Source organism: Janthinobacterium lyxosi, assembly GCF_051380665.1.
In the GTDB taxonomy this organism is placed as follows: domain Bacteria; phylum Pseudomonadota; class Gammaproteobacteria; order Burkholderiales; family Burkholderiaceae_D; genus Janthinobacterium.
In genome coordinates this window covers 110,375-134,967 of record NZ_JBNYXM010000011.1, presented here as the reverse complement: position 1 = coordinate 134,967, position 24,593 = coordinate 110,375, and the positions used below count along the sequence as shown (strand labels likewise).

Genomic DNA, 24,593 nt, shown 5'->3' with positions numbered 1-24,593 from the left:
GATGTCATACGAATGCAATATGGATAAGACTACGCCATAAATCGAACTCATAGCAACATGTTTTCACCCACATTTGTTCGATTTTGTTCGTTTGTGGAATTTTAAAGAGACACGCCCATGAATTTGAATCCCCGCCAGCGCCGCTTGCTTGAAGTGGTGCGCCATAAAGTCACCATATCGGTCGAGGAGTTGGCCCAGCAACTCGACGTCACGCCGCAAACCGTGCGGCGCGACGTCAAGCAGATGGAAGAGGCACGCCTGCTGGCCCGCTATCACGGTGGTGTGGGCTTGCCCTCGTCCGTGGAAAACATCGATTACAACCAGCGCCAGGTATTCAACAGCGAAGCCAAGCGGCGCATCGCCACCGCCGTGGCGGCGCAAGTGCCGCATGGCTGTTCGCTCCTGATCAATATCGGCACTACCACCGAGGAAGTGGCGCGCGCGCTGGGACAGCACACGGGCTTGCACGTGGTGACAAACAACCTGAACGTGGCCGCCATCCTGGCCGACAACGCCGCCTGCGAAGTCATCGTGGCCGGCGGCGTGGTGCGCGGGCGCGACCGCGGCATCGTGGGCGAAGCGACCATCGACTTCATCCGCCAGTTCAAGGTCGATATCGGCATCATCGGCATTTCCAGCATCGACGAAGACGGCAGCTTGCGCGACTTCGATGCGCGCGAAGTGAAAGTGGCGCAAGCCATCATCGAGCAGTCGCGCGAAGTGTGGCTGGTGGCCGACCAGCATAAATTCGGCCGCAAGGCGCTGGTGCGCCTTGCGGACCTGGCGCAAGTCGACATCCTGTTTACGGATGCGCCGCCGCCGGCCCGCTTTGCCGAAGTATTGCGCGAAGCGGGCGTGAAGGTGGTGGTGGCCGCCTGACGACGAGCGTCCCACGGCTGGTGGCGGGCGCCATCACCGGGCAAGACAGGGCGTCCCCGGCTCAGTGCGCGATGGCAAGCTTGCCGAAGTGGCGTCCGCCGGCAGCCAGCTCCGCATACGCTTCGGCCGTGTCGTCGATGCTGAACACACGGTCGATGACGGGCACGATGCCATGCGCGGCGATGGCCTGGGCCGCCTGCGCCAGGTCGGCCACGGAACCGGTGTTGTTGCCGATGATGCGCAAGGCCTTGACGATGACGGGCAGCAAGTCGATGCTGGCGGCCGTGCCGCCGACAAAGCCCACGGTGAAGACCGTGCCGCCCACCGCCGCCGCGTTGAGCGAGCGCACGATGGTGGCGCCACCCACCGTCTCGACCACCAGGTCCGCGCCACGCCCACCGGTCAGTTTCAGCACGTCGGCGTCCCAGGCGGGCGTGGCCCGGTAGTTGATCAGGTGATCAGCACCCAACTGGCGCGCACGTTCCAGCTTTTCATCGCTGGACGACGCCAGAATCACCGTGGCGCCCGAGGCCTTGGCGAACTGCAAGGCAAAGAGGCTGACGCCGCCCGTTCCCAACAACAACACTACCGATCCGGGGCGCACTTGCGCCGAACGCACGGCGTTCCAGGCCGTCGTCGCCGCGATGGGCAGCGCCGCGCCCTGGACAAAATCAAGGTGGGCCGGCAAGGCGACCAGGCTGGCAGCGGGGACGGCCACGTACTCGGCCAGCGAGCCCGGCAAGGTGACGCCGCGCATTGCGCCGACGTTGTGCGGCGTGATGGCGCCGCCCTGCCAGTGCGGCATGAAGTGCGGAATGACGCGGTCGCCGACGGCCAGGCCGCTGACGCCCTCGCCCAGCGCCGCCACTTCACCCGCACCGTCGGCGACGGGAATCAGCGGAAAGGCCGCGCCGGCAAAGTTGCCCGTCGCAATGGCCACATCCAGGAAGTTCAGCGTGGCGGCGCGCAGGCGCAGCAGCACCTCGCCCCGGCCGGCCTGCGGCTCGGGCAGCTCGGTCGGGCGAAACGCGGTAAGGGAAGGAGCGGTCAGTTGTATGGCTTTCATGGTCTGTTCTCGGGCGATGTGTGTCAGGATGGCCGCAGGCTGGCGGGTAAAACATCAGTGTCATTTAAAATCATTAATCGATAAACTATGGTTTGATTCAATGATTTGACACTGAGGATTGCCAATGGATTTGCTCGACAGCATGAAGGTGTACGTACAGGCCGTTGAGAAAGGCAGTCTGAGCGCTGCCGCGGCCGCCTGCGGGATCTCCGCGACGATGGCCGGCAACCACCTGCGGACGCTGGAAAAACGCTTGGGCATGCAACTGCTCCAGCGCACCACCCGGCGCCAGCACCTGACCGCCTTCGGCGAGGATTACTATGCGCGCTGCAAGGAAATCCTCAGGCTGGTGGCCGAAACCGACGTCCAGGCGCAAAACCTGCAACTGGCGCCCGCCGGCAAGCTGCGCGTCACGGCGCCCCTCACCTTCGGCGCGGAAGCGCTGATGCCCGCCATGGCCGCATACCTGGAGCGCTATCCCGAGGTGAGCATCGATGTGGTCCTGAGCGACCGCGTGGTCGACCTGGTGGAGGAAGGTTTCGAAGCCGCCATCCGTATCGGCCAGCTGCCCGATTCATCGCTGATCGCCAGGCCGCTGGCGCCCTACCGGCTGATGATCTGCGCCTCTCCCGACTACCTGGCGCGCAAGGGAACGCCGCGCCAGCCGGCCGACCTGAGCCAGCACGAATGCCTGTCCTTTTCGCCCGCCGCCCTGGCGCACTGGCGCCTGACAGGCCACCAGGACGACGTATGCAGCGTGCCCGTCTCGGGCCGCCTGCAAGTCAACCACGGCCAGGCGCTGCGCGTTGCCGCATTGCATGGCATGGGCATCGTGCTGCAACCGACCTTCCTGCTGGAAACGGACGTGCGGGCGGGCCGCCTGGTCCAGCTGTTTCCCACGCATGCACTGCCCAGCCGCCCCTTGAGCGTGGTCTACCTGCCGGACCGCTACCGCTCGCCCAAGTTGCGCAGCTTTGTCGATTTTCTGGTGGAACGGTTCAGTTGATGGGCGCCGCAACAGGCATGTGCCATTCGACATCAATCGCAGTTGAAATATTTATCAATTCGGCAAAAATCATGTTACCATTGATGCAACATGAGTTATTTTTTTAATCTTCCTCTCCGGCAATACGATTATTTGCTTGATATTGATTTTTATCTATCCAGAGCAAGAAAAAAAGGAAAAACTCTTTTCCGGTCAGTGATTTCCTGTGAAAACAGTGTTAGAACCACCTCAAGCACGATGATTGTTCCCAAACAAACCACTCGACAGCAAGCGTGAAGGCCATAACCATGCCGGCAACGCCGCCCAGTGAAGGAAGAAAAATGAACCATAATTTTGAAACGGCCGCCACGCCGCAAGCCGCCCATCCCAATAACGTTCCCGTCAGCGAGCTGGAAGCCCATCTCGGCTACTGGCTGCGTTTCGTGTCCAACCACGTTTCCCACAGCTTCCAGAAAAAAGCCGAGGCCAACGGTGTGACGGTGTCCGAATGGGTGGTGCTGCGCGAAATGTTCCGCCTGGGCTGCACCTCGCCCACGATGCTGGCGCAAGTGTCCGGCATGAGCAAGGGCGCCGTGTCGAAGCTGATCGACCGCCTGGAAAGCAAGGGCATGGTCAGCAAATCGATCCTGCTGGCCGACCGCCGCCAGCACTCGATCGAATTGACCACGGAAGGCGAAGCGCTGGTGCCTGTGCTGGCCGAGATGGCCGACCAGAACGACGAGGAATTCTTCGGCAAACTGCCGCGCCAGCTGCGCGACGACTTGCTCGAGGCGATGAAGGAAGTGGCGCGCACGCATCAGTTCAAGAGCGCCCCGCTGAACTAACGGCAGTCATACTCCCCGCAAGGGTGACACGGTGGCACGGGCGCTTCGGCTATGATGCTGGCCTGACTGTCTACCAGGAACACGCATGGCCCTGCACATCGAAACCCCCTTGCTCAACTCGCGCGCCCTGAGCTTGCACAGCGACCGCGCCATCTGGCTCAAGCTCGAAGCCTTGCAGCCGCCCGGCTCCTTCAAGATCCGCGGCATCGGTCTCGCCTGCGAAGAATACGCGCGGCGCGGCGCCAGCCGTTTCATCTCTTCTTCCGGCGGCAATGCCGGCATCGCCGTGGCCTACGCGGGACGCCAGCTGGGCATTCCCGTCATCGTCGTGGTGCCGGAAACGACCAGCGCGCGGGCCAGGGCCCTGATCGCGCAGGAAGGCGCCGAAGTCATCGTGCACGGCGCCGCCTGGCAAGAAGCCAACGCGCTGGCGCAAGCCATGCTCACGCCGCAAGACGCTTTCCTGCATCCCTTCGACGACCCGCTGCTGTGGCAGGGCCATGCCGGCATGATCGACGAAGTGGCCCGCGCTGGCCTGAAACCGGACGCGGTGGTGCTGTCGGTGGGCGGCGGCGGCCTGCTGGCCGGCGTGGCCGAAGGCTTGCAGCGCAACGGCTGGGACGACGTGGCCCTGGTGGCCGTGGAGACGCAAGGCGCGGCCTCGCTGGCAGCCGCCGTGGCCGCGCGCGAACACGTGGCCCTGCCCGCCGTGAGCAGCATCGCCACCTCGCTGGCCGCGCGCCAGGTATGTGCGCAAGCGTTTGCCATCAGCCAGACGCGCCTGCTGCACAGCGTGGTGGTCTCGGACCGGGCCGCCGTCGATGCCTGCCAGCGTTTCATTATCGACCAGCGCCTGGTGGTGGAACCGGCCTGCGGCGCGGCGCTGGCGGCCGTCTACGGCAAGGTGCCGCAACTGGCGCCCTACCGCAATGTGCTGGTCATCGTCTGCGGCGGCGTCACGGCCACCACACAGCAGCTCGACCACTGGAGCGCCACCCTGTAACTCCGCTACGCCGCCTCGAGCAGGGCCACGCCATCGCGGCCCTGCCCCTTGGCGGCATACAGGGCCTGGTCGGCCAAGTCCAGCAACTGTGCCGGCGTCAGCGCGCCTTCGCGGAAGATGGCGATGCCGATGCTGGTCGTCACCGGCAGCGGGCCGCTGGCCAGCTCGAAGGGCTGGCGGACGGCGTCGATGATCTTCGCGCCGATCTGGCGCACTTCGGCCGCACTGTTCACGCCTTCGAGAATGATCACGAATTCATCGCCGGCCAGGCGCGCCACCAGGTCGCTGGCGCGCACGCTGCGCGCCAGGCGCGCGGCGAATTCCTTCAGCACTTCGTCACCGGCATGGTGGCCCAGGCTGTCGTTGATGGCCTTGAAGCGGTCGATATCGAGATAGGCCAGCGCCATCGGCGCGCGCGCGGCGCGCGTGCGCTGCATGCTTTGCGCCATTTGTTCGTCGAAGCGGCGGCGGTTGGCGATGCCCGTCAGCGTGTCGGTGGCGGCGGCAAACTGCAGCGCCGTATGCTCCGCCTTGGTCTTGGTGATTTCGTGGATCAGGCCATACACGCCTTCCACCGTGCCGCTCTCGCCCACATCGGGCACGTAACTGGTCTGGAAGGCGCGCCGGCCCGCCGCCCCCTCGGCGTCGACGGTGAATTCATATTCGACCTCCTCGCCCGCGAAGGCGCGCTGCAGGTAGGCTTCGCGCAATTGATACGCTTCTTCGCCCAGCACGTCGCGTATCGACTGCATCATGCTTTCCTCGCGCGACCGGCCAAACCATTTTTCAAACGTGGCGTTGATGAACTGGTAGCGGTGCCCGCGGTCGATGTAGACGATCACCACGGGTACATGTCATGATGTACAAGTAGCCGCCCGGCCCCGGCTTGAGGGAGCCGAGACGGCCGAGGAAATCGGGCTGGCGCAGGTTGACGCTGGCCGCCAGCACATAGCGCACGCCACCCTGCGCGTCGAACACGGGCTGCGTCACCACCACGATGGGCATGCCCGAAATGCTGCCGTTGAGCGGCGTGGAAATCACCGAACGCCGGGTCGCCAGCGTCTGTTCGAAATAGGGGCGACCCTTCAGGTTCAGCCCCGCCTGCGGCTTGAACGGACTCAGGCTGGCCAGCACGGCCCCGTCGACACCAACCACGCCGGCCGAATAAAACTCCGCGCCCAGCACCGTCTGCGCGGCCAGGAAGCGCTGCAGGCTGGCGCCGTCGTGCGCGCCGCCGGCCGCCAGGCTGTCTGCCATTGCGCGCAGCACATTGCGCCTGGCATCGAGTTCTTCATCGATGAAGACGGCGGCACTGGCCAGCGATACGTACTGCTGGCGCCCCGTCACGTCGCGCATGCCGCGCTCGGCCACGGCCAGGGTGGCCAGCGCCAGCGAGGCGACCGCGCCCAGCACGAGCAGGAAGACGACCACGCTCATGCGCGCCTTCAGGCTGGCGGGCAGGCGCCAGCGCAGCAATTTGCGTAATGTCATACGCATCGCTACCACGCCGTCACAGCCGCTGCTGCAAATGCCGGCACAGGCGCTCGGCCGATTCTTCCAGCGCCAGCGTGCGCGTGTCCAGGGTCAGCGCGGCCGCCAGCGGCGCTTCATACGGCGCGGAAATGCCTGTGAAATGCGCCAGCTGCCCCGCGCGCGCCTTCGCATACAGACCCTTGGGATCGCGCACCTCGCATTCGGCCAGCGGCGTGCTGACATGGACCTCGATGAAATGATCCGCGCCGATGATGGCGGCGGCCATGGCCCTGTCGGCGCGGTACGGCGAAATGAAGGCGGCGATGACGATCAGGCCCGCCGCGTTCATCAGGCACGCCACTTCGGCCGTGCGACGGATGTTTTCATGCCGGTCTTCCGGCGTAAAACCCAGGTCGCGGTTCAAGCCATGGCGCAGCTGGTCGCCGTCGAGCACCGCCACGGCGCAGCCCTGCGCCTTGAGCGCCTGCGCCAGCGCCAGCGCGATACTGGTCTTGCCGGCGCCGCTCAAGCCCGTCAGCCAGACCGTGGGGTGTTGTACTGCTGTCATCACACTGCCTCTCTATTATAGAGCTGGCAATATAACAAAGCCGTGCCGGAAAGGACAGATTATCAGGCTGCGCTGCGCGCTGCGGCCAGCAGTTGTCGTATCTCCGGCACGCAGGAGCCGCAATTGCCGCCTGCCTTGACGCAGGCCGTCACCTGCGCCGTCGTCGTCAGCTTCTGTTCCACGATGGCGGCACAGATGGTGTTGCGTCCCACGCCAAAGCACGAGCACACGGTGGGACCGGCGTCGACGCCCTTGCCGATTGGCTGGCCCAGCAGCACACCGGCGCGGTCCGCCGCGTCCATTTGCGCATGCGCAAACAGGCCAGCCAGCCAGCTGCGCGACGGCAGGTCGGGACGGGGCGAAACATACACGCATTGCGCGATGCGCCCCTCGTCCAGATGCACGGCGCGGTACACGCCGGCGCTGGCGTCCGCGTAATCGAGCCAGTCGGCATTGTCGTCCGTGACGCCGAGCAGCGCGCGCGCCCAGGCGCCCAGGTCCCCGATGCGCTGGCGGCCCGCCAGTTCATAGCGCAGGAACTGCTCGCCCTGGATGCGCGTCCAGTGCGCCACGCCGTCAAGCTCCAGCGGCGTGCGGCTCAGGACAAACGCATGCCAGTGCACGCGGAACTGCTCGATGCGCACGGGCGTGTGCTTGAATTCGGGCTCGCCCGAAACGGGGTCGACGACGGGATTGACGACGGCGCCCACGCGCGCGTCGGACGCATTCGCGCCGCTCCAGTGTATCGGCACGAAGACCTGGCCACGCGCAATGCCGCCGCCATGCACGACCCGCGCCACCATGGCGCCCCAGGCGCTGGAAACGCGCGCCAGCTCGCCTTCGCGCACGCTGTACAGCAGCGCATCCTGCGGGTGGATGTCGATGAACGCTTCGGCGACATGGCCCGACAGTTTGGCTGCCTTGCCCGTGCGCGTCATCGTATGCCACTGGTCGCGCACCCTGCCCGTGTTCAAGATGAGCGGATAATCTTCGTCGGGCGCGTTGCGCGGCGCGCGCGGCGCCGTGGGCACGAAACGCGCGCGCCCGTCCGCATGCGCGAAGCGGCCGTCGCCGAACAGGCGCGCCCGGCCCTGCGGCCACTGCTGCGGCGCCAGGGCGTCGTATTGCGCGGCACTCAGCGCCAGCAGGTTCGACAGCTTGAACAGGCGCTTTGTGGTCCCTTCGTTACGGAAGGCGGACAGGCGCGCGTGCTCGTCGAAGATGGCCTGCGGCCCGCTGAAATCGAAGCCTGCATAGCCCATGCGCCGCGCCACGTCGCACAGCACGTCCCAGTCGGCGCGCGCCGCGCCGGGCGCCGGCAAGAAGGCGCGCTGGCGCGAGATGCGGCGCTCGGAATTGGTCACCGTGCCATCTTTTTCGCCCCAGCCCAGCGCAGGCAGCAGCACGTCGGCATGGTCATTCGTGTCCGATGCGGCGCTGATGTCCGACACCACCACCAGTTCGCATTGAGCGAGCGCGCGGCGTACCTGCTCGGCGTCCGGCATGCTCACCAGCGGATTGGTGGCGATGATCCACACGGCCTTGACCTTGCCCGATTCGATCGCGTGGAACAGTTCCACGGCTTTCAAGCCCGGTTGGTGCGCGATGCGCGGCGAGTCCCAGAACGTCTGCACGGTATCGCGGTGCAGCGGCTTGTCCAGTTCCAGGTGTGCCGCCAGCATGTTGGCCAGGCCGCCCACTTCACGTCCGCCCATGGCGTTCGGCTGGCCCGTCAGCGAAAACGGCCCCATGCCGGGCTGGCCGATGCGGCCCGTGGCAAGGTGGCAGTTGATGATGCTGTTGACCTTGTCCGTGCCGGAGGACGACTGGTTTACGCCCTGTGAAAAGGCCGTGACGACCTTGCGCGTGGCGGCAAAGGCCTGGTAAAACGCCAGCAAGGCGTGCGGATCGACCTTGCAGATTTTCGCCACCTGCAGCGGATCGCCGCAGTCCACATGAGCGGCCGCCAGCGCCTCGTCCAACCCCGAACTGTGGCGCGTGACAAAATCGTCGGCGATCACGCCTACACGCGCCAGATGGCACAGCAAGCCGTTGAACAGCCACACGTCCGTGCCGGGCTTCACCGGCAGGTGCAGGTCGGCCAGCTCGCAGGTGGCCGTGCGGCGCGGGTCGATCACCACCAGTTTGACTTCGGGCCGGCTTTCCTTGAGGCGCGCGATGCGCTGGAACAGGATCGGATGACACCAGGCCGTGTTCGAACCGACCAATACGATCATGTCGGCCAGTTCCAGGTCTTCATAGCAGCCCGGCACGATATCTTCGCCAAACGCGCGCTTGTGGCCCGCCACGGCCGACGACATGCACAGGCGCGAATTGGTGTCGATATTCGCGCTGCCCACATAGCCCTTCATGAATTTGTTGGCCACATAATAATCTTCCGTCAGCAGCTGACCCGAGACATACAGGGCCACCGCGTCGGGGCCGTGTTCAGCGATGATGGCGCGCAAGCCGCTGGCCACCTGGTCCAGCGCCACGTCCCATGAAGCCGGCTGCAGGACGCCGTCGACGCGCACCTGCGGCTGCAGCAGTCGCTTGTCGAGGTCCAGGGTATCGCCCAGCGCCGAGCCTTTCACGCACAGGCGTCCCAGGTTGGCCGGGTGGCTGCTATCGCCGGCAATGCGGATGGCGCCGTCGGGCAGGCGTGTCGCTTCCACGCCGCAGCCGACGCCGCAATACGGGCAAGTGGTTTTTACGGGCGTGCAGCTTGTCATGGGGTTTCCTGTCAGGCGGCCTGGGCGCACAGCGCCTGGCCAAACAATAAATGGGCGCGCAGTTTGCTGATGTCGCGGCGCTGCTGTATCAGGTCGAAATACCAGGGACCGTCCTGCACGTCGCCATACAGCACGGCGCCGGCGAGGTGCTTACCCTGCACCACCAGGCGCTTGTAGACGCCGCGGCGCGGATCGCGCAGCACCAGGTCTTCGCTGCCTTCGCCGCCGATGATGTCGCCGGCCGAATACAGGTCGATGCCCGTCACTTTCAATTTGGTGGCGCTGGCCTGCTGCACGTAGCGCCGGTGCCCGGCGCCTGCCAGGTGCGCGCCGCACACGCGCGCCTGTTCCCATATGGGCGCCACCAGGCCGAAAGTGGCGCGCCGGTGCTGCACGCATTCACCCACCGCATACACGCGCGGGTCATAGCTTTGCAGGCAATCATCGACGACGATGGCCCGTTCGCAGTGCAGGCCGGCCGCCTGCGCCAGGGAGATGTTGGGCCGCACGCCGGCCGTCATCACCACCAGGTCGGCCGGGATGCTGCTGCCGTCCGCAAACTGCACGCCTTCCACGCGGGCGCTGCCCATGATGGCGGACGTTTGCGCCTGCATCAGGAAACGCAGGCCGCGCGCCTCCAGCGCCGTTTTCAGCAGCATCGATGCGGGTGCGTCAAGCTGCTGGTTCATCAGGGCGCCGCTCATGTGCACCACGGTGACGTCCATGCCCTGGCGCTGCAAGCCGTTGGCCGCTTCCAATCCCAGCAAGCCGCCGCCGATGACCACCGCGTGGCGGTGCGTGCGCGCCGCCTGCAGCATGGTGTCGACGTCGGCGATATCGCGAAAACCGATCACGCCGGGCAGCGCGTGGCCCGGCACGGGCACGATAAAGGGCGTGGAACCGGTGGCCAGCAGCAGCCGGTCGTAGCGCACCTCGATGCCGGACAGCGCCTCTACCGTTCGCGCCTTGCGGTCGATGCGCACCACGGGGTCGCCCGCGTGCAGGGTGATGCCGTTGTGCGCATACCAGTCGCGCGTGTGCAGCATGATGTCGTCCACGCTTTTTTCGCCGGCCAGCACCGGGGAAAGCAGGATGCGGTTGTAATTGCCATGCGGCTCGGCGCCGAACACGGTGATGTCATACAGGTCCGGCGCGAGTTTCAATAGTTCCTCTACCGTGCGCATGCCGGCCATGCCGTTGCCGACCACCACGAGCGAGGGGCGCGCAGTTGCCTTGGCTGGCGGGTTCACAGGGCCACCCACACCATGTCCGCAAACACGCGCGCCGGCCAGGTAGCCACCGAGTGTTCAGGTGCTTCGATGCACTCGCCGCTGGCCAGGTCGAAGTGCTGCTTGTAGATGGGCGAGGCGACGACAACGCGCTCGCCGATGCTGCCCACGAGGCCCCGCGACAGCACGGAAGCGCCAGCGTTCGGGTCGACATTGTCGATGGCGTACACGCGCGGCGCGGCATCGCCGACGCGGAAGACGGCCACGTGGCGTCCATTCAGCAGCGCGCACACGCCCGTGTCGGGCACGATGTCAAGCAAGGGGCAGATGGCCACCCAGTTGTCAGCGGTGGCGCCGGAAAGTTCATTCATGGCATTCATGGCTCACGCCTCCACGGCAAGGATGGGGATCACGGTGCTGCGGCGTTCAATCTCGGTAGCTGGCCGGATCTGGCCCCGCTCTTCCACGAACACCACGTTTTCATCGTTCTTCTCGCTGTTGACGAAATGGCGGAAGCGCTGGCGCACGGCGGGGTTGGAGACGGCTTCCTTCCACTCGCAGGCATAGGTATCGACCACGTGCTGCATGTCCGCTTCCAGCTCGTGGGCGATGCCCAGGCGGTCGGCCACGACGACGGCCTTCAGATAATCGAGGCCCCCTTCCAGGTTGTCGCGCCACACGCTGGTGCGCTGCAGGCGGTCGGCCGTGCGCACGTAAAACATCAGGAAGCGGTCGACATAGCGCACCAGGGTGGCTTCATCGAGGTCGGACGCCAGCAGTTCCGCATGGCGCGGCTTCATGCCGCCATTGCCGCACACGTACAGGTTCCAGCCTTTTTCCGTGGCGATCAGGCCGATATCCTTGCCCTGCGCCTCGGCGCATTCGCGCGTGCAGCCGGACACGCCAAACTTGATCTTGTGCGGCGTGCGCAAGCCTTTGTAGCGGTTTTCCAGCTGAATGGCAAAGCCCACGCTGTCAGCCACGCCATAGCGGCACCAGGTGGAGCCGACGCACGATTTGACCGTGCGCAAGGATTTGCCGTAGGCGTGCCCCGATTCGAAGCCGGACGCGATCAGTTCTTCCCATATGGCCGGCAATTGATCGACGCGCGCGCCGAACAGGTCGACCCGCTGGCCGCCCGTGATCTTGGTATATAAACCGTATTTTTTCGCCACCATGCCCACGGCGATCAAGCCATCGGCCGTCACTTCGCCGCCAGGCATGCGCGGCACGACGGAATACGTGCCATCCTTCTGGATATTGCCCAGGAAGTAATCGTTACTGTCCTGCAGGCTCGCATGCACGGGCGACAGCACGAAATCGTTCCAGCACGAAGCCAGGATATTCGCCGCCACGGGCTTGCACACGTCGCAACCCAAACCTTGGCCATGCGCGGACAGCAGCGCGCCGAAGCTGCGGATTTTGCCCACGCGCACCAGATGATGCAATTCCTGGCGCGAGTACGCAAAGTGTTCGCACACGTGGTTGTTGACGGCCAGGCCCTGCTTCTGCATTTCCGCCTTCATGATCTGCGTCACCAGTGGCACGCAGCCGCCGCAGGCCGTGCCCGCCTTTGTGCAGCTTTTAAGGGCGCCGATGGTGGTGGCGCCCTCGGCGACGGCCGCGCACAGGGCGCCTTTCGAGACGTCGTTGCACGAGCAGATTTGCGCCGACTCGGGCAAGGCGTCCACGCCCAGGCCGGCCTTTTGCTGGCCGTCGGCCTGCGGCAGGATCAGGAACTCGGGAAATTCCGGCAGCTCGATTTTATTCAGCATCATCTGCAACAAGGTGCCGTATTCGCTGGCGTCGCCCACCATCACGCCGCCCAGCAGGTATTTGCCGCAATCGGAGACGACGATCTTCTTGTAGATCTGCTTGCGTTCGTCCATGAACTGGTAGGAACGGCTACCGGGCGCATTGCCGTGCGGGTCGCCCAGGCTGGCCACGTCCACGCCCATCAACTTGAGCTTGGTGCTCATGTCGGCGCCCTTGAAGGATGCTTCGCCCTCTTCCTGCAGCAGGTGGCGCGCAGCGATGCGCGCCATTTCATAGCCGGGCGCCACCAGGCCGAAGACCAGGCCGCCCCACAACGCGCATTCGCCGATGGCATAGATGTCGGGGTCGGAGGTGACGCAGCTGTCGTCGATGGCGATGCCGCCGCGCGGCCCCACGTCCAGGCCGCAGGCGCGCGCCAGCTCGTCACGCGGGCGGATGCCGGCCGAGAAGACGATCATGTCCGCTTCCAGGTGGCTGCCGTCGGCAAACTGCATGCGGTGCGTGGCCGCTTCGCCGTCGACGATGGCCAGCGTATTTTTTTGCGTGTGCACGGTCACGCCCAGCTCCTCGATCTTGCGGCGCAAGACGCGCGCGCCACCTTCATCGACTTGCACGGCCATCAGGCGCGGGGCGAATTCCACCACGTGGGTGTCGAGCTTGAGGTCGCGCAAGGCCTTCGCGCATTCGAGGCCCAGCAAGCCCCCGCCGATCACCACGCCCGTCCTGGATTTACTGCCCCAGGCCAGCATGGCTTCCAGGTCTTCGATGGTGCGGTAGACGAAGCAGCCATCGCGCTCCTTGCCCGGCAGCGGCGGCACGAACGGCGTGGAGCCGGTGGCGAACACGAGTTTGTCGTAGGCCAGCACTTCGCCCGTGCTGGCAGTGACGGTTTTCGCCACCCGGTCGATGCCGATGGCCCGTGCATTGAGTTTCAAGACGACGTTGCCCTTGTCGAAAAAGCCGGGCGCCACCAAGGACAGGTCTTCCGCCGACTTGCCGCTGAAAAATTCCGACAGGTGCACCCTGTCGTAGGCGGGACGCGGCTCTTCGCACAAGACCGTGACGGACAGGTGCGGCGCGTTTTCCAAGGCCAGGCGCTCGAGGAATTTATGCCCGACCATGCCATGGCCAAGGACGACGATGTTCAAGGGGTGGTTCATTCTGCTCTCCTCAGGCCGCGGCCATGTTTGATTCGGCCGCCAGACCCGTGAAACGGGCGGCGATGGCGCACAGGGCCGAGATCACCACCAGCGCGCTCAAGATGATCAGGGTCTGGCGGATGTCGCCCGTACCCTTCATCAGGAAACCGGCCGCCACGGCGCCCACGTTGCCGCCCGCGCCGATGATGCCAGCCACGCCGCCCAGGGCACGGCTGTCGATGAAGGGCACCAGCGCATACGTGGCGCCGCAAGCCATGTGGGTGAACAGGCCGAAGACCAGCATGGCTATGACGGCCCAGGTGACGCTGTCGACTTTCGCAAACCACAGCAAGCCCACGCCTTCGCCTATCATCAGCATGAACAGCAGGGTCACGCGGCTGTTCAAGTTGCCGCGCAGGGCCAGTTTGTCGGACATCCAGCCACCGAGGGCGCGGGCAAACAGGGCCAGCAAGCCGAAGCTGCCGGCGGCCAGGCCAGCGGATTTCAAAGACAGGCCGAAATGGTCGACGTAGTACACTGCGGCGATGTTGTGAATGAAAATCTCGATACCGAAACAGGCGCCGTAGGTGACGAACAGCAGCCAGACGCGATAGTTGGAGCTGGCCGCCTTGAAGCTGTCCCAGCCGCCGCTTTTGCCACCACCTTTACCACCTTCGATGGCCGTGCCGGCAGCGCGCAAGTCCGAATAATTTCCTTCAGGGCAATCCTGCGTATAACGCCAGTACAGCACGGCCATGACCAGCATCAGCACGCCCGGCACCAGCAGGGCGATGCGCCAGCCCAGCGATTCGGACACGCCCAGCATCAGCACGGCACCGAGCAGCAGCGGCATCAGCGCCTGCGCTGCGCCGCCGCCCGCATTGCCCCAGCCGGCGGCGGCCGCATTCGCCGTCCCCACCACGCGGGGCGCGAACATCACGGAGGTGTGATATTGCGTAATGACAAAGCTGGCGCCCACGGCGCCGATGCCCAGGCGGAAAAACAAAAAGCTTTCATAGCTTTGCGAGGCGGCCACGCCCAGCACGGGAATGGCGCCCAGCAGCAGCAAACCCGTATACGTCTTGCGCGGGCCGTAGCGGTCGCACAATGGCCCGACGATCAGGCGCACGAGGATGGTGATGGCGACAGCCGCAATATTGATATTCGCCACTTGCGCCAGGGAAAGGCCGAACTCGCCCTTGATGACAGGCATCAGGGGCGCACAGGCGAACCAGGCGAAGAAACACACGAAAAATGCCATCCACGTCAGGTGGAATGCGCGCATGGGCGGCGTGGCGAGGGAGAAGAGCGCGATGCGCGTTGCTTTTTGGCTGGCCATGATAGGTTCCCGAAGTATCCCGAAAATAACAAAAATGCAAACAAAAACGGCGCCCGCCCCCGCCGATGAAAAAAATCAGCCAGAGCGGACGCCGTTGTCCATGTGGTCCGTCGTTGGACCGTTGTGCGTTTATTCAGGGGATCGCCGTTGATCCGTACCTTCTGTTTAGCAAGCGCCGTGCCAGCTTCATTGACGGGCAAACAGCACCATTTACACCTGCTTTGCGCCAGATCGTGGCACCTCACGGTGCAAGAGCGCCACTTGCTGGTGCATGCGGGAACCCGCAATGGCAACTCTTGTCTAACTACTATCTGAAGCAGTAGTGGGAGGCCACGATGGTCAAGACAGTGCGCCGCCGATTTTGGCTACCCTGGCCGCCATGGCTCGCTTGCATGTGTGCCGGCGTGTTGCTCATTACGTGGAGCAACACTGCCGCCGCGCAAGAGCCGAAGGAACACAGCGAGCTCGATGCCACCGTCGTCGCGCCCTTTCGCGCCGCGGCCGGTACACGGACAACGCAGGCGCGCGCATTTGTCCTGCGGCTCGCCTATCCCGACGAAGGCCGCACCCATGCGGTGCGCTGGACCTTGAGCTTGTCCGGCCCTGGGCCGCAAGGCGCCGTGCTGCGGCACTGGTCGGGCACGGAACAGGTGGGTGCTGGCGGCCAGAACGTGAACTTGCCCTGGGATGGCCGCGTCGACGCCGATGCGCGCGAACGGCGCATGCTGGCGCCGGACGGTTTGTATCAGTTGCGCCTGCTGGCCGTGGCGGACGCCGGCACGCCGCAGGAATCTCTGGTGGAACAGCAATGGCACATCCAGGTGCAGCGGGGCGCCAGCACGGCGCCCAGGGTGCCGACCTTCCAGGCCGGCCTGCAGCAACTGCTCAGTCTGGAAGGCCAGCCCGGCTACCGCATCGTCTATGCGAATCTGCACAGCCAAACGCGCCACAGCGACGGTGGTGCGGCACTGGACGCTTGCCGTGGCGCGCAGGAACCACAAACGGCGCCCTTCGGCCCCATCGATGCCTATCAATATGCGCAACAACATGGCCTCGACGCCCTGCTGACATCCGAGCACAACCACATGTATGACGGTTCCGACGGCACGAATGGCGCTGCCACCCCTGCCAAAGCGATAGCCCTGTACCAGACGGGCCTGGCCGAAGCGGCCGCCTATACAAGCGCCCACCCGGGATTCCTGGCCTTGTACGGCATGGAATGGGGCGTCATCAACAAGGGCGGCCATTTGAATATCATCAATAGCGAGCAGTTGCTGGGTTGGGAAAGAAATGCCCAGGGCCAGCTGCTGGCCGAGGTGGAGACGCCGAAGGGTGATTACGCGGGCCTGTACGCGCTGATGCGCGAACGGGGCTGGATCGGCCAGTTCAACCATCCTGCGCAAACGGGCCAGTTTCTCGTCAACGGCCAGCCGCTGGGCTACACGCCGGACGGCGACGCGGCCATGGTGCTGTGCGAAGTGATGAATACGTCCGCCTTTTCCACCAACGACCAGGAAACGGAGACGCGGCGCAGCAACTATGAAGCGGCCTGCAACCGGGCCCTGGCGGCCGGCTACCATGTGGCCTTCAGCAGCAACCAGGACAATCATTGCGCCAACTGGGGCGCGGCCTACGGCAACCGCACGGCCGTGCTGGTGGCCAGCCCGGCCGCCGGCATGCCCGTGACACGCGACAGCTTCCTCGAAGCGCTGCGCGCGCGCCGCGTGTTTGCCACCATGGACAAGCACGCGCAGCTGCTGTTTACGGCCAATGGCAAGTTGATGGGCGAGCGTTTCGATAACCACGGCCCTTTGCAGCTGGCCACCCATTTCAGCAACAGCGACGGGAGGCAAGCGGCGGCCATCGCCATTTTCCACGGCGTGCCGGGCGACAACGGGTCCGTCACACTAGTATCGGACCAGGCCAGCATCATCGTCACGCCCCCGCCCGGCTCCCATTTCTATTACGCGCGGCTGACGCAGGATGACGGCAATATCGTCTGGTCGGCGCCCGTGTGGGTCAATCAATTACCGTAGGACGCATCCCGTGCCGCAGAATATACGGCCTGCCGGGCCAAGAGCAAATAATGTAGGAAAAACATGCTATCCCTCTACTGATATCCACGAGATACTGGTTCCCCGCAGCAATCCATGGCACCATGAGTGCGCCGTTTTGAGTGCAACACGGCCCCATTCGTCCCATCAAGGAACCTCATATGTCGTCTTATCGCACCTTCACCGGCAGCATGCTGCTCGGCCTGGCCGCAGCGGGCATCGCCCATGCACAGGCACCCGCGCCCGCCGCGTCCACTGCGCCGGCCGATCCCCATTTGTGGCTGGAAGAAGTACTCGGCGACAAGCCGCTGGCCTGGGTCAAGCAGCACAATGCCGTCACCACCAAAGAATTGGAAGCCCGGCCAGGTTTCCCGGCCCTGCAGGCGCGCCTGAAAACCATCCTCAATTCGAAGGAACGCATTCCTTACGTCAGCAAGGAAGGCGAGTTTTACTACAATTTCTGGCGCGACGCCCAGCATGTGCGCGGCATCTGGCGCCGCACCACTCTGGCGCAGTACCAGCTGGCCGAACCGACCTGGGAAACCGTGATCGACCTCGACCAGCTGGCCGCCAGCGAAAATGAAAACTGGGTCTGGGGCGGCGCCTCCTGCCTGTATCCGAAAGGCGAACGCTGCCTCATTTCCCTGTCGCGCGGCGGCGGCGATGCCAAGGTGGTGCGCGAATACGACGTGGCGAAACGCGCCTTTGTCGACGGCGGCTTCAGCCTGCCGGAAGCGAAGGGCAGCGCCAGCTGGATCGACCAGGACACCCTGTTCGTCTCCACCGATTTCGGCCCCGGCACCATGACCAGCTCAGGCTACCCGCGCATCATCAAGGAATGGCAGCGCGGCACGCCGCTGGCGCAGGCGCACACGCTGTACCAAGCCAAGGCCGACGACCTGAGCGCCGGCGCTTACAAGGACTTCACGCCCGGCCACGAACACCAGTTCATCGAGCGGCAAATCGATTTCTATAGCGGCGAAACCTTTTTGCGCGACGGCGCAAGCCTGAAGAAAGTGCCGAAACCGGACGACGCCACCGTATTTACCGTGCGCGATCAATTGATCATCACCTTGCGCTCGGACTGGAAAGTGAACGGCAAGACCTACCTGCAAGGCTCGTTGCTGGCCACGGATTTCAAGGCCTTCATGCAGGGCAAGCAAGAGCTGGAAGTGCTGTATGCACCCACGGCCACGTCCTCGCTGGACAATGCCACGCCGACCAAGTCAGCCATCCTCGTGACGACCCTGGACAAGGTCAAGAACCGCCTGACGGAACTGCGCCACGTGAACGGCAAGTGGCAGCGCCGCGCCGTCGATGCGCCGGCACTGGGCACCCTGGCCGTCAGCGCGCTCGATCCGGTCGACACGGATCAGTACTTCCTGACGGTGACGGACTTCCTCAACCCGACCACCTTGTACCTGGCCACGGCGCAAAGCGACAAACGGACAAAAATCAAGTCGCTGCCCGCCTACTACGACGCGGCGCCGTACAAGGTGGAGCAGTTCGAATCGACGTCGAAGGATGGCACCAGGGTGCCGTATTTCGCCATCATGGGCAAGAAGACGAAGTTCGACGGCAGCAACCCCACCGTGCTGTATGGCTACGGCGGCTTCGAAGTGTCGCTGAAACCCAGCTACAGCGGCACCACCGGCGTGGCGTGGCTGGAAAAGGGCGGCGTGTATGTGCTGGCGAATATCCGCGGCGGCGGCGAATTCGGCCCACGCTGGCACCAGGCGGCATTGAAGGAAAACCGCCAGCGCGCGTATGACGACTTCATCTCCGTGGCGCAGGACCTGATCAAGCGCAAGGTTACCAGCCCGCGCCACCTGGGCATCATGGGCGGCAGCAATGGCGGCCTGCTGACGGGCGCCGTGCTGGTGCAGCGTCCCGATCTGTTCAACGCCGTCGTCAGCCAGGTGCCGCTGCTCGACATGCGCCGCTATAACAAGATGCTGGCGGGCGCCTCGTGGATGGGAGAGTACGGCGACCCGGACGTGCCGGAACAATGGGCCTACATCAGCAAGTACTCGCCGTACCAGAACGTCTTCAAGGACAAGAAATATCCGCGCGTGCTGTTTACCACCTCGACGCGCGACGACCGCGTCCACCCTGGCCATGCGCGCAAGATGGTGGCGAAGATGGAAGAGCAAGGCCACGACGTGCTGTACTGGGAAAACACGGAAGGCGGCCATGCGGGCGCCGCCAATAACGACCAGCAGGCGCTGATGTGGGCGCTGACCTACACCTTCCTGCTGGAGCAGCTGAAGTAAGGCTGCTGAAGTAAGGCAGTTGACGTAAACCCGGCCTGACGACACCTAGAAAAAAGAACGCCTGCACCGGATTCCGGCGCAGGCGTTCTTTTTTGGGGAGCTTACTTCGCCTGCGCGCTGGGACGCTCGGCGATGCGGTCGCGGTAGGCCTGCAGGTTCGACAAGCCTTCCGCGCCGGGACGGTACTTCATCAGGCCGCGCGCAAATTCCAGCGCGCAGAAGGCCGTGATGTCGGCAATCGTAAACCGTTCGCCGGCGATATACGGCTGCTGCGCCAGCACCTGGTCGAGCCATTGCGCCGTCTCGCGCAGCTTGCCCGCCTGCGCCGTGGCGAAATCGGGAAACTGCGGGTTTTCCAGCGCCACCAGGGCCGGATGGCCATGGCGCACCCAGTTGGCGGCGGCACTGAACAGGTGCAGTTCCACGCGGCGGTCGGCCATTTCAATGAAGGCGCGCTCCTCAAAACCTTCGCCCATCAGGTTAGGCTCCGGCTGCAAGCCTTCCAGGTAGGTGCAGATGGCGCGCGTCTCGGTCAGCACGCGCCCGTCCGCCAGCTCCAGCACGGGCACGCGGCCCAGCGGGTTTTTCGCCAGGAAGGCGGGATCGCGGTGCTGACCCGCCATCAGGTCGAGCGCCACTTCCTCGATGCCGGTGATGCCCTTCTCGGCGATGAACATGGTGACGCGGCGCGGATTGGGCGTGCGGGGGCTGATAGTCAGTTTCATGTGCAGGTCTCGTCTTGTTATGGTGGTGGAAAATCAGGTGCGGCACCAGCCTGTGGCAGTACAGTCAAGCGCCCATCATACCAGCGCATGGCAGCCACGCAACGGCCCTGGCGCGTTGACTTTGCCCCTGTTTCACCTTAGATTGCTATACGGGAACGCTGGCTTTCAGTTCCAGCGATGTCCCCAACCGCCATCAACGCTCGCAGCCTACCCGGCCGGCGGGCGTTTTACCCATGAACGAAGGGCATACCATGCATCGCACACCGACTCCGCGTTTCCGCCGCAGCCAACTGGCCGCCGCCGTCCTGGCGCTGACCGCCGTCACCGCTTTCAACACGGGCCACGCCGCACCGGCCGTCAAATATGCCTCGGCCAGCCATGCCACCAGCACCACCACGCAGCTGCCGCGCGGCGTCACGCCTTTGCACTACATCCTGTCGATCACGCCGGACGCCGCCGCCTCCACCTTCAAGGGCGAAGCCGCCATCAAGGTGGCTGTCGACACGCCAACGGCCAGCATCACCTTCAATGCCTTGAACCTGGCGTTTACCGCCGCCGCCATCGAAGGCGCAGGCGGCAGCAAACAGGTGACGCGCAAGATCGAGTTCGATGCGGACAAGCAGACGGCCACCGTGCATTTTGCCGAGCCGCTGGCCAAGGGCGAGTACCTGTTGCGCATCGACTACAGCGGCAAGATCGGCACGCAGGCGACGGGCCTGTTCTCGCTCGACTACGACACGCCGCAGGGCCGCCAGCGCGCGCTGTACACGCAGTTCGAAAATTCGGATGCGCGCAGCATGCTGCCATCCTGGGATGAACCGGACTACAAGGCCACCTTCGCGCTGGACGTGATCGTACCGAGCAAGCAGATGGCCGTCGGCAACATGCCGATCGCCAGCAGCGAAGAGCTGGGCAATGGCAAGAAGCACGTGTATTTCGCCACCACGCCGCGCATGTCGACGTATCTGCTGTTCTTCGGCCTGGGCGACTTCGAGCGCGCCACGGCGATGGCCGACGGCACGGAAGTGGGCGTCATCACGAAGAAAGGCGCGCTGGCGCAAAGCCGCTTCGCACTCGATGAATCGGCCGCCTTGCTGCGCGAATACAACGATTATTTCGGCGTGCGCTACCCGCTGCCCAAGCTCGACAACATCGCCGCGCCGGGCCGCAGCCAGTTCTTCGGCGCGATGGAAAACTGGGGCGCCGTCTTCACCTTCGAATACGGCTTGCTGCTCGACCCGACCATCTCGACGCAGACCGACAAGGAAAACATCTACACCACGCTGTCGCATGAAATGGCGCACCAGTGGTTCGGCGACCTGGTCACCATGCGCTGGTGGGACGACCTGTGGCTCAACGAAGGTTTTGCGTCGTGGATGGAAAGCCGCACCACGGAGCGTCTGCACCCGGAGTGGAACACGGCCCTGTCCAACGTGGGCGGGCGCGAGTCGGCGATGAGCCAGGATGCGCTGCGCACCACGCATCCGGTGGTGCAGCGCATCGCCACCGTCGAGCAAGCCAGCCAGGCCTTCGACGGCATCACCTATCAAAAAGGCGAAGCGGTGATCCGCATGCTCGAAGCATACGTGGGCGCCGACACCTGGCGCACGGCCGTGCGCAGCTACATGCGCAAGCATGCGTATGGCAATACGGTGTCCGACGACCTGTGGCGCGAAGTCGATGCCGCCGCTGGCAAGCCTGTCAGCGCTATCGCCCATGATTTCACCCTGCAGCCAGGCGTGCCGATGATCACGGTGGGCCAGGCCGTGTGCAGGAAGGGCAGCACGCGCGTGACCCTGACGCAGACGGAATTTTCCAAGGACCAGCCGGACAAGAAACCGCTGTCGTGGAAAGTGCCGGTGATCGCTTCGACGGTCGGCAACGGTAAACTGGCCAAGGTGGTGCTCAAGGATGGCAAGGCCACCCTGAACGTGCCCGGTTGCGGCGCCCTGCTGGTGAATGCGGGCCAGAGCGGCTACTACCGCACGCTGTACGCGCCGGCCGGCACGCGCGCGCTGGCAGGCAGCTTCGCGCGGCTGGCGCCGATCGACCAACTGGGCTTGCTGGCAGACAGCCAGTCGCTGGGCATGGCGGGCTTGCAAGACCCGGCCGGCTTCCTGGAACTGGTGAAGGCCACGCCCCTGTCGGCCGATCCGCAAGTGCTGGGACGGGTGGCCGGCTCGCTGAACGGCCTGTATGAACAATACGCCGGCGATGCCGCGCGCCAGCAGGCTTTCGGCCGCTTTGCCATGGCACGCCTGGCGCCGATGATGGCGCAGACGGGCTGGGAAGCGCGCGCGGGCGAAGCATCGAGCGTGGCGACCCTGCGCGGACGCCTGATTTCCATCCTCGGCGACATGGGCGAGCCGGGCGTGCTGCTAGAGGCGCGCCGCCGCTACGCGGCCAGCGAACAGGACCCCACCGCCATGCCCGCGCCGCTGCGCCGCACCATCCTGGGCGTGGTGGCGCAGCATGCGGACGCCGCCACCTGGGAACAGCTGCACGCCAAGGCGCAGCAGGAAAAGACGCCGCTGGTCAAGAACCAGCTGTACGACCTGCTGGCCTCGAGCGACGATGCGGCCCTGGCGCAACGCGCGCTGGCGCTGGCGCTGACGGATGAACCGGGCGTGACCAACAGCCCGGCCATGATCTCGCGCGTTTCGCGCAGGCATCCCGAGCTGGCCTTCGACTTCGCGCTGGCGCACCTGGAGCAAGTCAATGCGCGCATCGACGCCAGCTCGCGCAGCCGCTACTTCCCGCGCCTGGCGGCCGGTTCGGCACAGTCGGACATGATCGCCAAGCTGGAAGCGTACGCGCAAGCGCACCTGCCGGCCAGCGCGCGCGGCGACGCCGACAGTTCAGTGGCCGGCATCAAGTACCGCATCAAGGTACGCGCCGAGCGCCTGCCGGCGGTCGATGCGTGGTTGGCGCAACAGGCGGGGTAAGAAGACCTCCCGGTGCCGCGGCGCCTGGAGGAACAAATACAGGCAAAAAAAAACCGGCTTCGCAGATTGCGGTAGCCGGTTGAAACGCTGTTTCAGAGCGCAGGGATAAAACGGGAAACACATGAAAAAAGTGGAAATCGTGCCGGTCATTGAGGTGTCCGGCAACCCTGCGCCCGGGGTTTCCGTGCGCCATGTATCCACTATGCCAGCCCTTCGTTGACACAGGCTTAGGACTTCATTAAAGTCCCTTCATTTTCCCGCTTTTACCCTGCATGCCTTGCCATCGCAGCAATTTCACGCTGCGCCAGCCTGTCTGGTGCCGATGGTTGAGCTCACCGGCTAAGCTGTTGAGTCATGCCTGCATCCTATCGCTCCCGGAGCGTAGTGACCTGCGCACCGCATGCTGTGTGCCAACAAGAGCATCATAGCAGCGCCATATGACCGGCTTATGACGTAACGCTAAGGTGCGCCGCCCTCCTTCGCGGAACTTTTGATACCCGTCAATTCAATTTCCACGCGGCGGTTCGGCTGCAAACAGGCGATCAGCGCGCCGCGCGGCACCACCTTTTCGCAGGCGGCGACGGGTTCCGCCTTGCCCTTGCCGTACGCGCTGATGACATTCGCGATGCCTTGCTCGCGCAGCAACTGTTTCACCGTCAAGGCGCGCCGTTCGGACAGGGCCTGGTTGTAGCTGTCCGTGCCCAGGCGGTCCGTGTGGCCCGTCACGGAAAGCGTATCGATCTGCACGTAGCCATGCTTCAGGCGCGCCGCCAGTGCGCGGATTTTCTCGACGCCCTGCGGCAGCATGTCGGCCGCGCCCGCCTTGTCGAAGCGGAACAAGGCATCCATATCGAGCGTGATGCGTTCATGCTTTATGCGTGGCGGCAAGATTTCCGGCTGCGGATCCCGCTTCGGCTTGTCGGCCGGGCACGCGGCTGCGGCGGACTGGGCTGCCGTCTGCGCATCCTCGGCCAGCTGCACATACGGGTTCGCGTGGCGCCATCCCTGCTGCTTGTATTCGTTGCCAGCATGCACCAGTTCCACTTCGCCGCACGCCACCTTTTGCGCCGCACAGGCGAAGCCCGGCGACTCGCGCAGCTTGCCGAAGCTGGCCCACAGATCGTCACGCAGGCGCGTGGCGTCGTTCAGCAGCGGCGTGGCGTCGCCGGGATTGGGCGTGCTGCCGTCTTCCAGCGCGGCAACGATCTTGGCCGATTCCTGCAGCGCCTGCAGGGGAAAGGCCGAGCGGTCGTTGCGCGTGTATTCGTGGAAAGACACGTCGAGCCAGCATTGCGCCTTGGACAGGTAGTAGTCGCCCACGCGCACGCCGCCGTCGTTGAGCTTCTTGATGCGTTCCTGCAGCAGGCGGTAAGCCTGTTGGTCGGCAGAGACGGCCTGGTCGCTGATGCGCAGCTGGGGCATGGCCAGCGGCGCCGTTGGCAGGGTCGGCGTGGCCGCCTGGGCCAGGCCCATGGACAGCAGGCTGACGAGCGGTATCAGTTTCATCATCGGGGTCATCATCGGGGTCATCGTCGGTATCAGTGAGGGAGTCATGGTAGTTT

17 protein-coding genes and 1 pseudogene are annotated in these 24,593 nt (G+C 64.7%); 7 read left to right on the top strand and 11 right to left on the bottom strand.

Annotated features, from left to right (window positions below; genetic code table 11):
• Positions 1-117: 117 nt before the first annotated feature.
• Positions 118-879, top strand: coding sequence for a DeoR/GlpR family DNA-binding transcription regulator (locus tag ACQ4WP_RS13990; protein WP_436521521.1), 762 nt, complete (start codon positions 118-120; stop codon positions 877-879).
• A 61-nt stretch (positions 880-940) separates the two neighbouring features.
• On the opposite strand, the gene ACQ4WP_RS13985 is transcribed toward ACQ4WP_RS13990, so the two are convergent.
• Positions 941-1,945 (bottom strand): zinc-dependent alcohol dehydrogenase family protein, encoded by a 1,005-nt coding sequence (locus tag ACQ4WP_RS13985; RefSeq protein WP_436521519.1) that lies wholly within the window; start codon positions 1,943-1,945, stop codon positions 941-943.
• Between the two features lie 124 nt (positions 1,946-2,069).
• Between ACQ4WP_RS13985 and ACQ4WP_RS13980 the strand changes: the two genes are divergently transcribed.
• From ACQ4WP_RS13980 to ACQ4WP_RS13970, 3 genes are all read left to right on the top strand, one after another.
• Positions 2,070-2,951 carry a LysR family transcriptional regulator gene (locus tag ACQ4WP_RS13980; protein ID WP_436521517.1) on the top strand — a complete coding sequence of 294 codons (882 nt, stop codon included), beginning with the start codon at positions 2,070-2,072 and terminating at the stop codon, positions 2,949-2,951.
• Positions 2,952-3,271: 320 nt separating this feature from the next.
• Positions 3,272-3,775: a MarR family winged helix-turn-helix transcriptional regulator gene (locus tag ACQ4WP_RS13975; protein WP_436521515.1), complete on the top strand. Its 504-nt coding sequence runs from the start codon at positions 3,272-3,274 to the stop codon at positions 3,773-3,775.
• 85 nt (positions 3,776-3,860) lie between these two features.
• Positions 3,861-4,778 (top strand): pyridoxal-phosphate dependent enzyme, encoded by a 918-nt coding sequence (locus ACQ4WP_RS13970; protein WP_436521513.1) that lies wholly within the window; start codon positions 3,861-3,863, stop codon positions 4,776-4,778.
• Between the two features lie 5 nt (positions 4,779-4,783).
• Here ACQ4WP_RS13970 and ACQ4WP_RS13965 read toward each other — a convergent pair whose 3' ends face one another.
• From ACQ4WP_RS13965 to ACQ4WP_RS13930, 8 genes and pseudogenes are all read right to left on the bottom strand, one after another.
• Positions 4,784-5,623, bottom strand: coding sequence for a GGDEF domain-containing protein (locus ACQ4WP_RS13965; RefSeq protein ID WP_436521511.1), 840 nt, complete (start codon positions 5,621-5,623; stop codon positions 4,784-4,786).
• On the bottom strand, positions 5,565-6,269 hold the full coding sequence (locus tag ACQ4WP_RS13960) for a PDC sensor domain-containing protein (RefSeq protein WP_436521509.1): 705 nt from the start codon (positions 6,267-6,269) through the stop codon (positions 5,565-5,567). The genes ACQ4WP_RS13965 and ACQ4WP_RS13960 overlap by 59 nt, the downstream gene beginning before the upstream one ends.
• Positions 6,270-6,288: 19 nt before the next feature.
• Positions 6,289-6,798 (bottom strand): annotated as a pseudogene (gene cysC, locus ACQ4WP_RS13955) (adenylyl-sulfate kinase); the annotation flags it as partial.
• Positions 6,799-6,881: 83 nt separating this feature from the next.
• Positions 6,882-9,551 carry a molybdopterin-dependent oxidoreductase gene (locus ACQ4WP_RS13950; protein ID WP_436521507.1) on the bottom strand — a complete coding sequence of 890 codons (2,670 nt, stop codon included), beginning with the start codon at positions 9,549-9,551 and terminating at the stop codon, positions 6,882-6,884.
• An 11-nt stretch (positions 9,552-9,562) separates the two neighbouring features.
• On the bottom strand, positions 9,563-10,801 hold the full coding sequence (locus ACQ4WP_RS13945) for an NAD(P)/FAD-dependent oxidoreductase (RefSeq protein ID WP_436521505.1): 1,239 nt from the start codon (positions 10,799-10,801) through the stop codon (positions 9,563-9,565).
• Entirely contained in the window at positions 10,798-11,151 is a 354-nt protein-coding gene (nirD, locus tag ACQ4WP_RS13940; RefSeq protein ID WP_436521503.1) for a nitrite reductase small subunit NirD, read from the bottom strand. The genes ACQ4WP_RS13945 and nirD overlap by 4 nt, the downstream gene beginning before the upstream one ends.
• Positions 11,152-11,163: 12 nt before the next feature.
• The gene (nirB, locus tag ACQ4WP_RS13935; protein WP_436521501.1) at positions 11,164-13,716 is read right to left on the bottom strand and encodes a nitrite reductase large subunit NirB; all 2,553 of its coding nucleotides are present in this window, start codon (positions 13,714-13,716) and stop codon (positions 11,164-11,166) included.
• 10 nt (positions 13,717-13,726) lie between these two features.
• Positions 13,727-15,034, bottom strand: coding sequence for an MFS transporter (locus ACQ4WP_RS13930; RefSeq protein WP_436521499.1), 1,308 nt, complete (start codon positions 15,032-15,034; stop codon positions 13,727-13,729).
• A gap of 404 nt (positions 15,035-15,438) precedes the next feature.
• On the opposite strand from ACQ4WP_RS13930, the gene ACQ4WP_RS13925 reads away from it, so the two are divergent.
• Both ACQ4WP_RS13925 and ACQ4WP_RS13920 read left to right on the top strand, forming a co-directional pair.
• Positions 15,439-17,070 (top strand): CehA/McbA family metallohydrolase, encoded by a 1,632-nt coding sequence (locus ACQ4WP_RS13925; RefSeq protein WP_436521497.1) that lies wholly within the window; start codon positions 15,439-15,441, stop codon positions 17,068-17,070.
• A 179-nt stretch (positions 17,071-17,249) separates the two neighbouring features.
• Entirely contained in the window at positions 17,250-19,361 is a 2,112-nt protein-coding gene (locus tag ACQ4WP_RS13920; RefSeq protein WP_436521495.1) for a prolyl oligopeptidase family serine peptidase, read from the top strand.
• Positions 19,362-19,462: 101 nt separating this feature from the next.
• On the opposite strand, the gene ACQ4WP_RS13915 is transcribed toward ACQ4WP_RS13920, so the two are convergent.
• Positions 19,463-20,086, bottom strand: coding sequence for a glutathione S-transferase family protein (locus tag ACQ4WP_RS13915; RefSeq protein WP_436521493.1), 624 nt, complete (start codon positions 20,084-20,086; stop codon positions 19,463-19,465).
• 251 nt (positions 20,087-20,337) lie between these two features.
• Here ACQ4WP_RS13915 and ACQ4WP_RS13910 point away from each other — a divergent pair, with 251 nt between their 5' ends.
• Positions 20,338-23,031 (top strand): M1 family metallopeptidase, encoded by a 2,694-nt coding sequence (locus ACQ4WP_RS13910; protein WP_436521491.1) that lies wholly within the window; start codon positions 20,338-20,340, stop codon positions 23,029-23,031.
• Between the two features lie 459 nt (positions 23,032-23,490).
• On the opposite strand, the gene ACQ4WP_RS13905 is transcribed toward ACQ4WP_RS13910, so the two are convergent.
• On the bottom strand, positions 23,491-24,585 hold the full coding sequence (locus tag ACQ4WP_RS13905) for an OmpA family protein (RefSeq protein ID WP_436521489.1): 1,095 nt from the start codon (positions 24,583-24,585) through the stop codon (positions 23,491-23,493).
• Between the last annotated feature and the right edge of the window lie 8 nt (positions 24,586-24,593).

Excerpts from the sequence above, each read along its gene's own strand:
- ACQ4WP_RS13975 (WP_436521515.1), top strand. The coding sequence starts at position 3,272 with ATGAACCATAATTTTGAAACGGCCGCCACGCCGCAAGCCGCCCATCCC.
- ACQ4WP_RS13985 (WP_436521519.1), bottom strand. The coding sequence starts at position 1,945 with ATGAAAGCCATACAACTGACCGCTCCTTCCCTTACCGCGTTTCGCCCG.
- ACQ4WP_RS13920 (WP_436521495.1), top strand. The coding sequence starts at position 17,250 with ATGTCGTCTTATCGCACCTTCACCGGCAGCATGCTGCTCGGCCTGGCC.
- ACQ4WP_RS13915 (WP_436521493.1), bottom strand. The coding sequence starts at position 20,086 with ATGAAACTGACTATCAGCCCCCGCACGCCCAATCCGCGCCGCGTCACC.
- ACQ4WP_RS13990 (WP_436521521.1), top strand. The coding sequence starts at position 118 with ATGAATTTGAATCCCCGCCAGCGCCGCTTGCTTGAAGTGGTGCGCCAT.
- ACQ4WP_RS13960 (WP_436521509.1), bottom strand. The coding sequence starts at position 6,269 with ATGACATTACGCAAATTGCTGCGCTGGCGCCTGCCCGCCAGCCTGAAG.
- ACQ4WP_RS13930 (WP_436521499.1), bottom strand. The coding sequence starts at position 15,034 with ATGGCCAGCCAAAAAGCAACGCGCATCGCGCTCTTCTCCCTCGCCACG.
- ACQ4WP_RS13905 (WP_436521489.1), bottom strand. The coding sequence starts at position 24,585 with ATGACTCCCTCACTGATACCGACGATGACCCCGATGATGACCCCGATG.
- nirD (WP_436521503.1), bottom strand. The coding sequence starts at position 11,151 with ATGAATGAACTTTCCGGCGCCACCGCTGACAACTGGGTGGCCATCTGC.
- ACQ4WP_RS13970 (WP_436521513.1), top strand. The coding sequence starts at position 3,861 with ATGGCCCTGCACATCGAAACCCCCTTGCTCAACTCGCGCGCCCTGAGC.
- ACQ4WP_RS13980 (WP_436521517.1), top strand. The coding sequence starts at position 2,070 with ATGGATTTGCTCGACAGCATGAAGGTGTACGTACAGGCCGTTGAGAAA.
- nirB (WP_436521501.1), bottom strand. The coding sequence starts at position 13,716 with ATGAACCACCCCTTGAACATCGTCGTCCTTGGCCATGGCATGGTCGGG.
- ACQ4WP_RS13950 (WP_436521507.1), bottom strand. The coding sequence starts at position 9,551 with ATGACAAGCTGCACGCCCGTAAAAACCACTTGCCCGTATTGCGGCGTC.
- ACQ4WP_RS13910 (WP_436521491.1), top strand. The coding sequence starts at position 20,338 with ATGCATCGCACACCGACTCCGCGTTTCCGCCGCAGCCAACTGGCCGCC.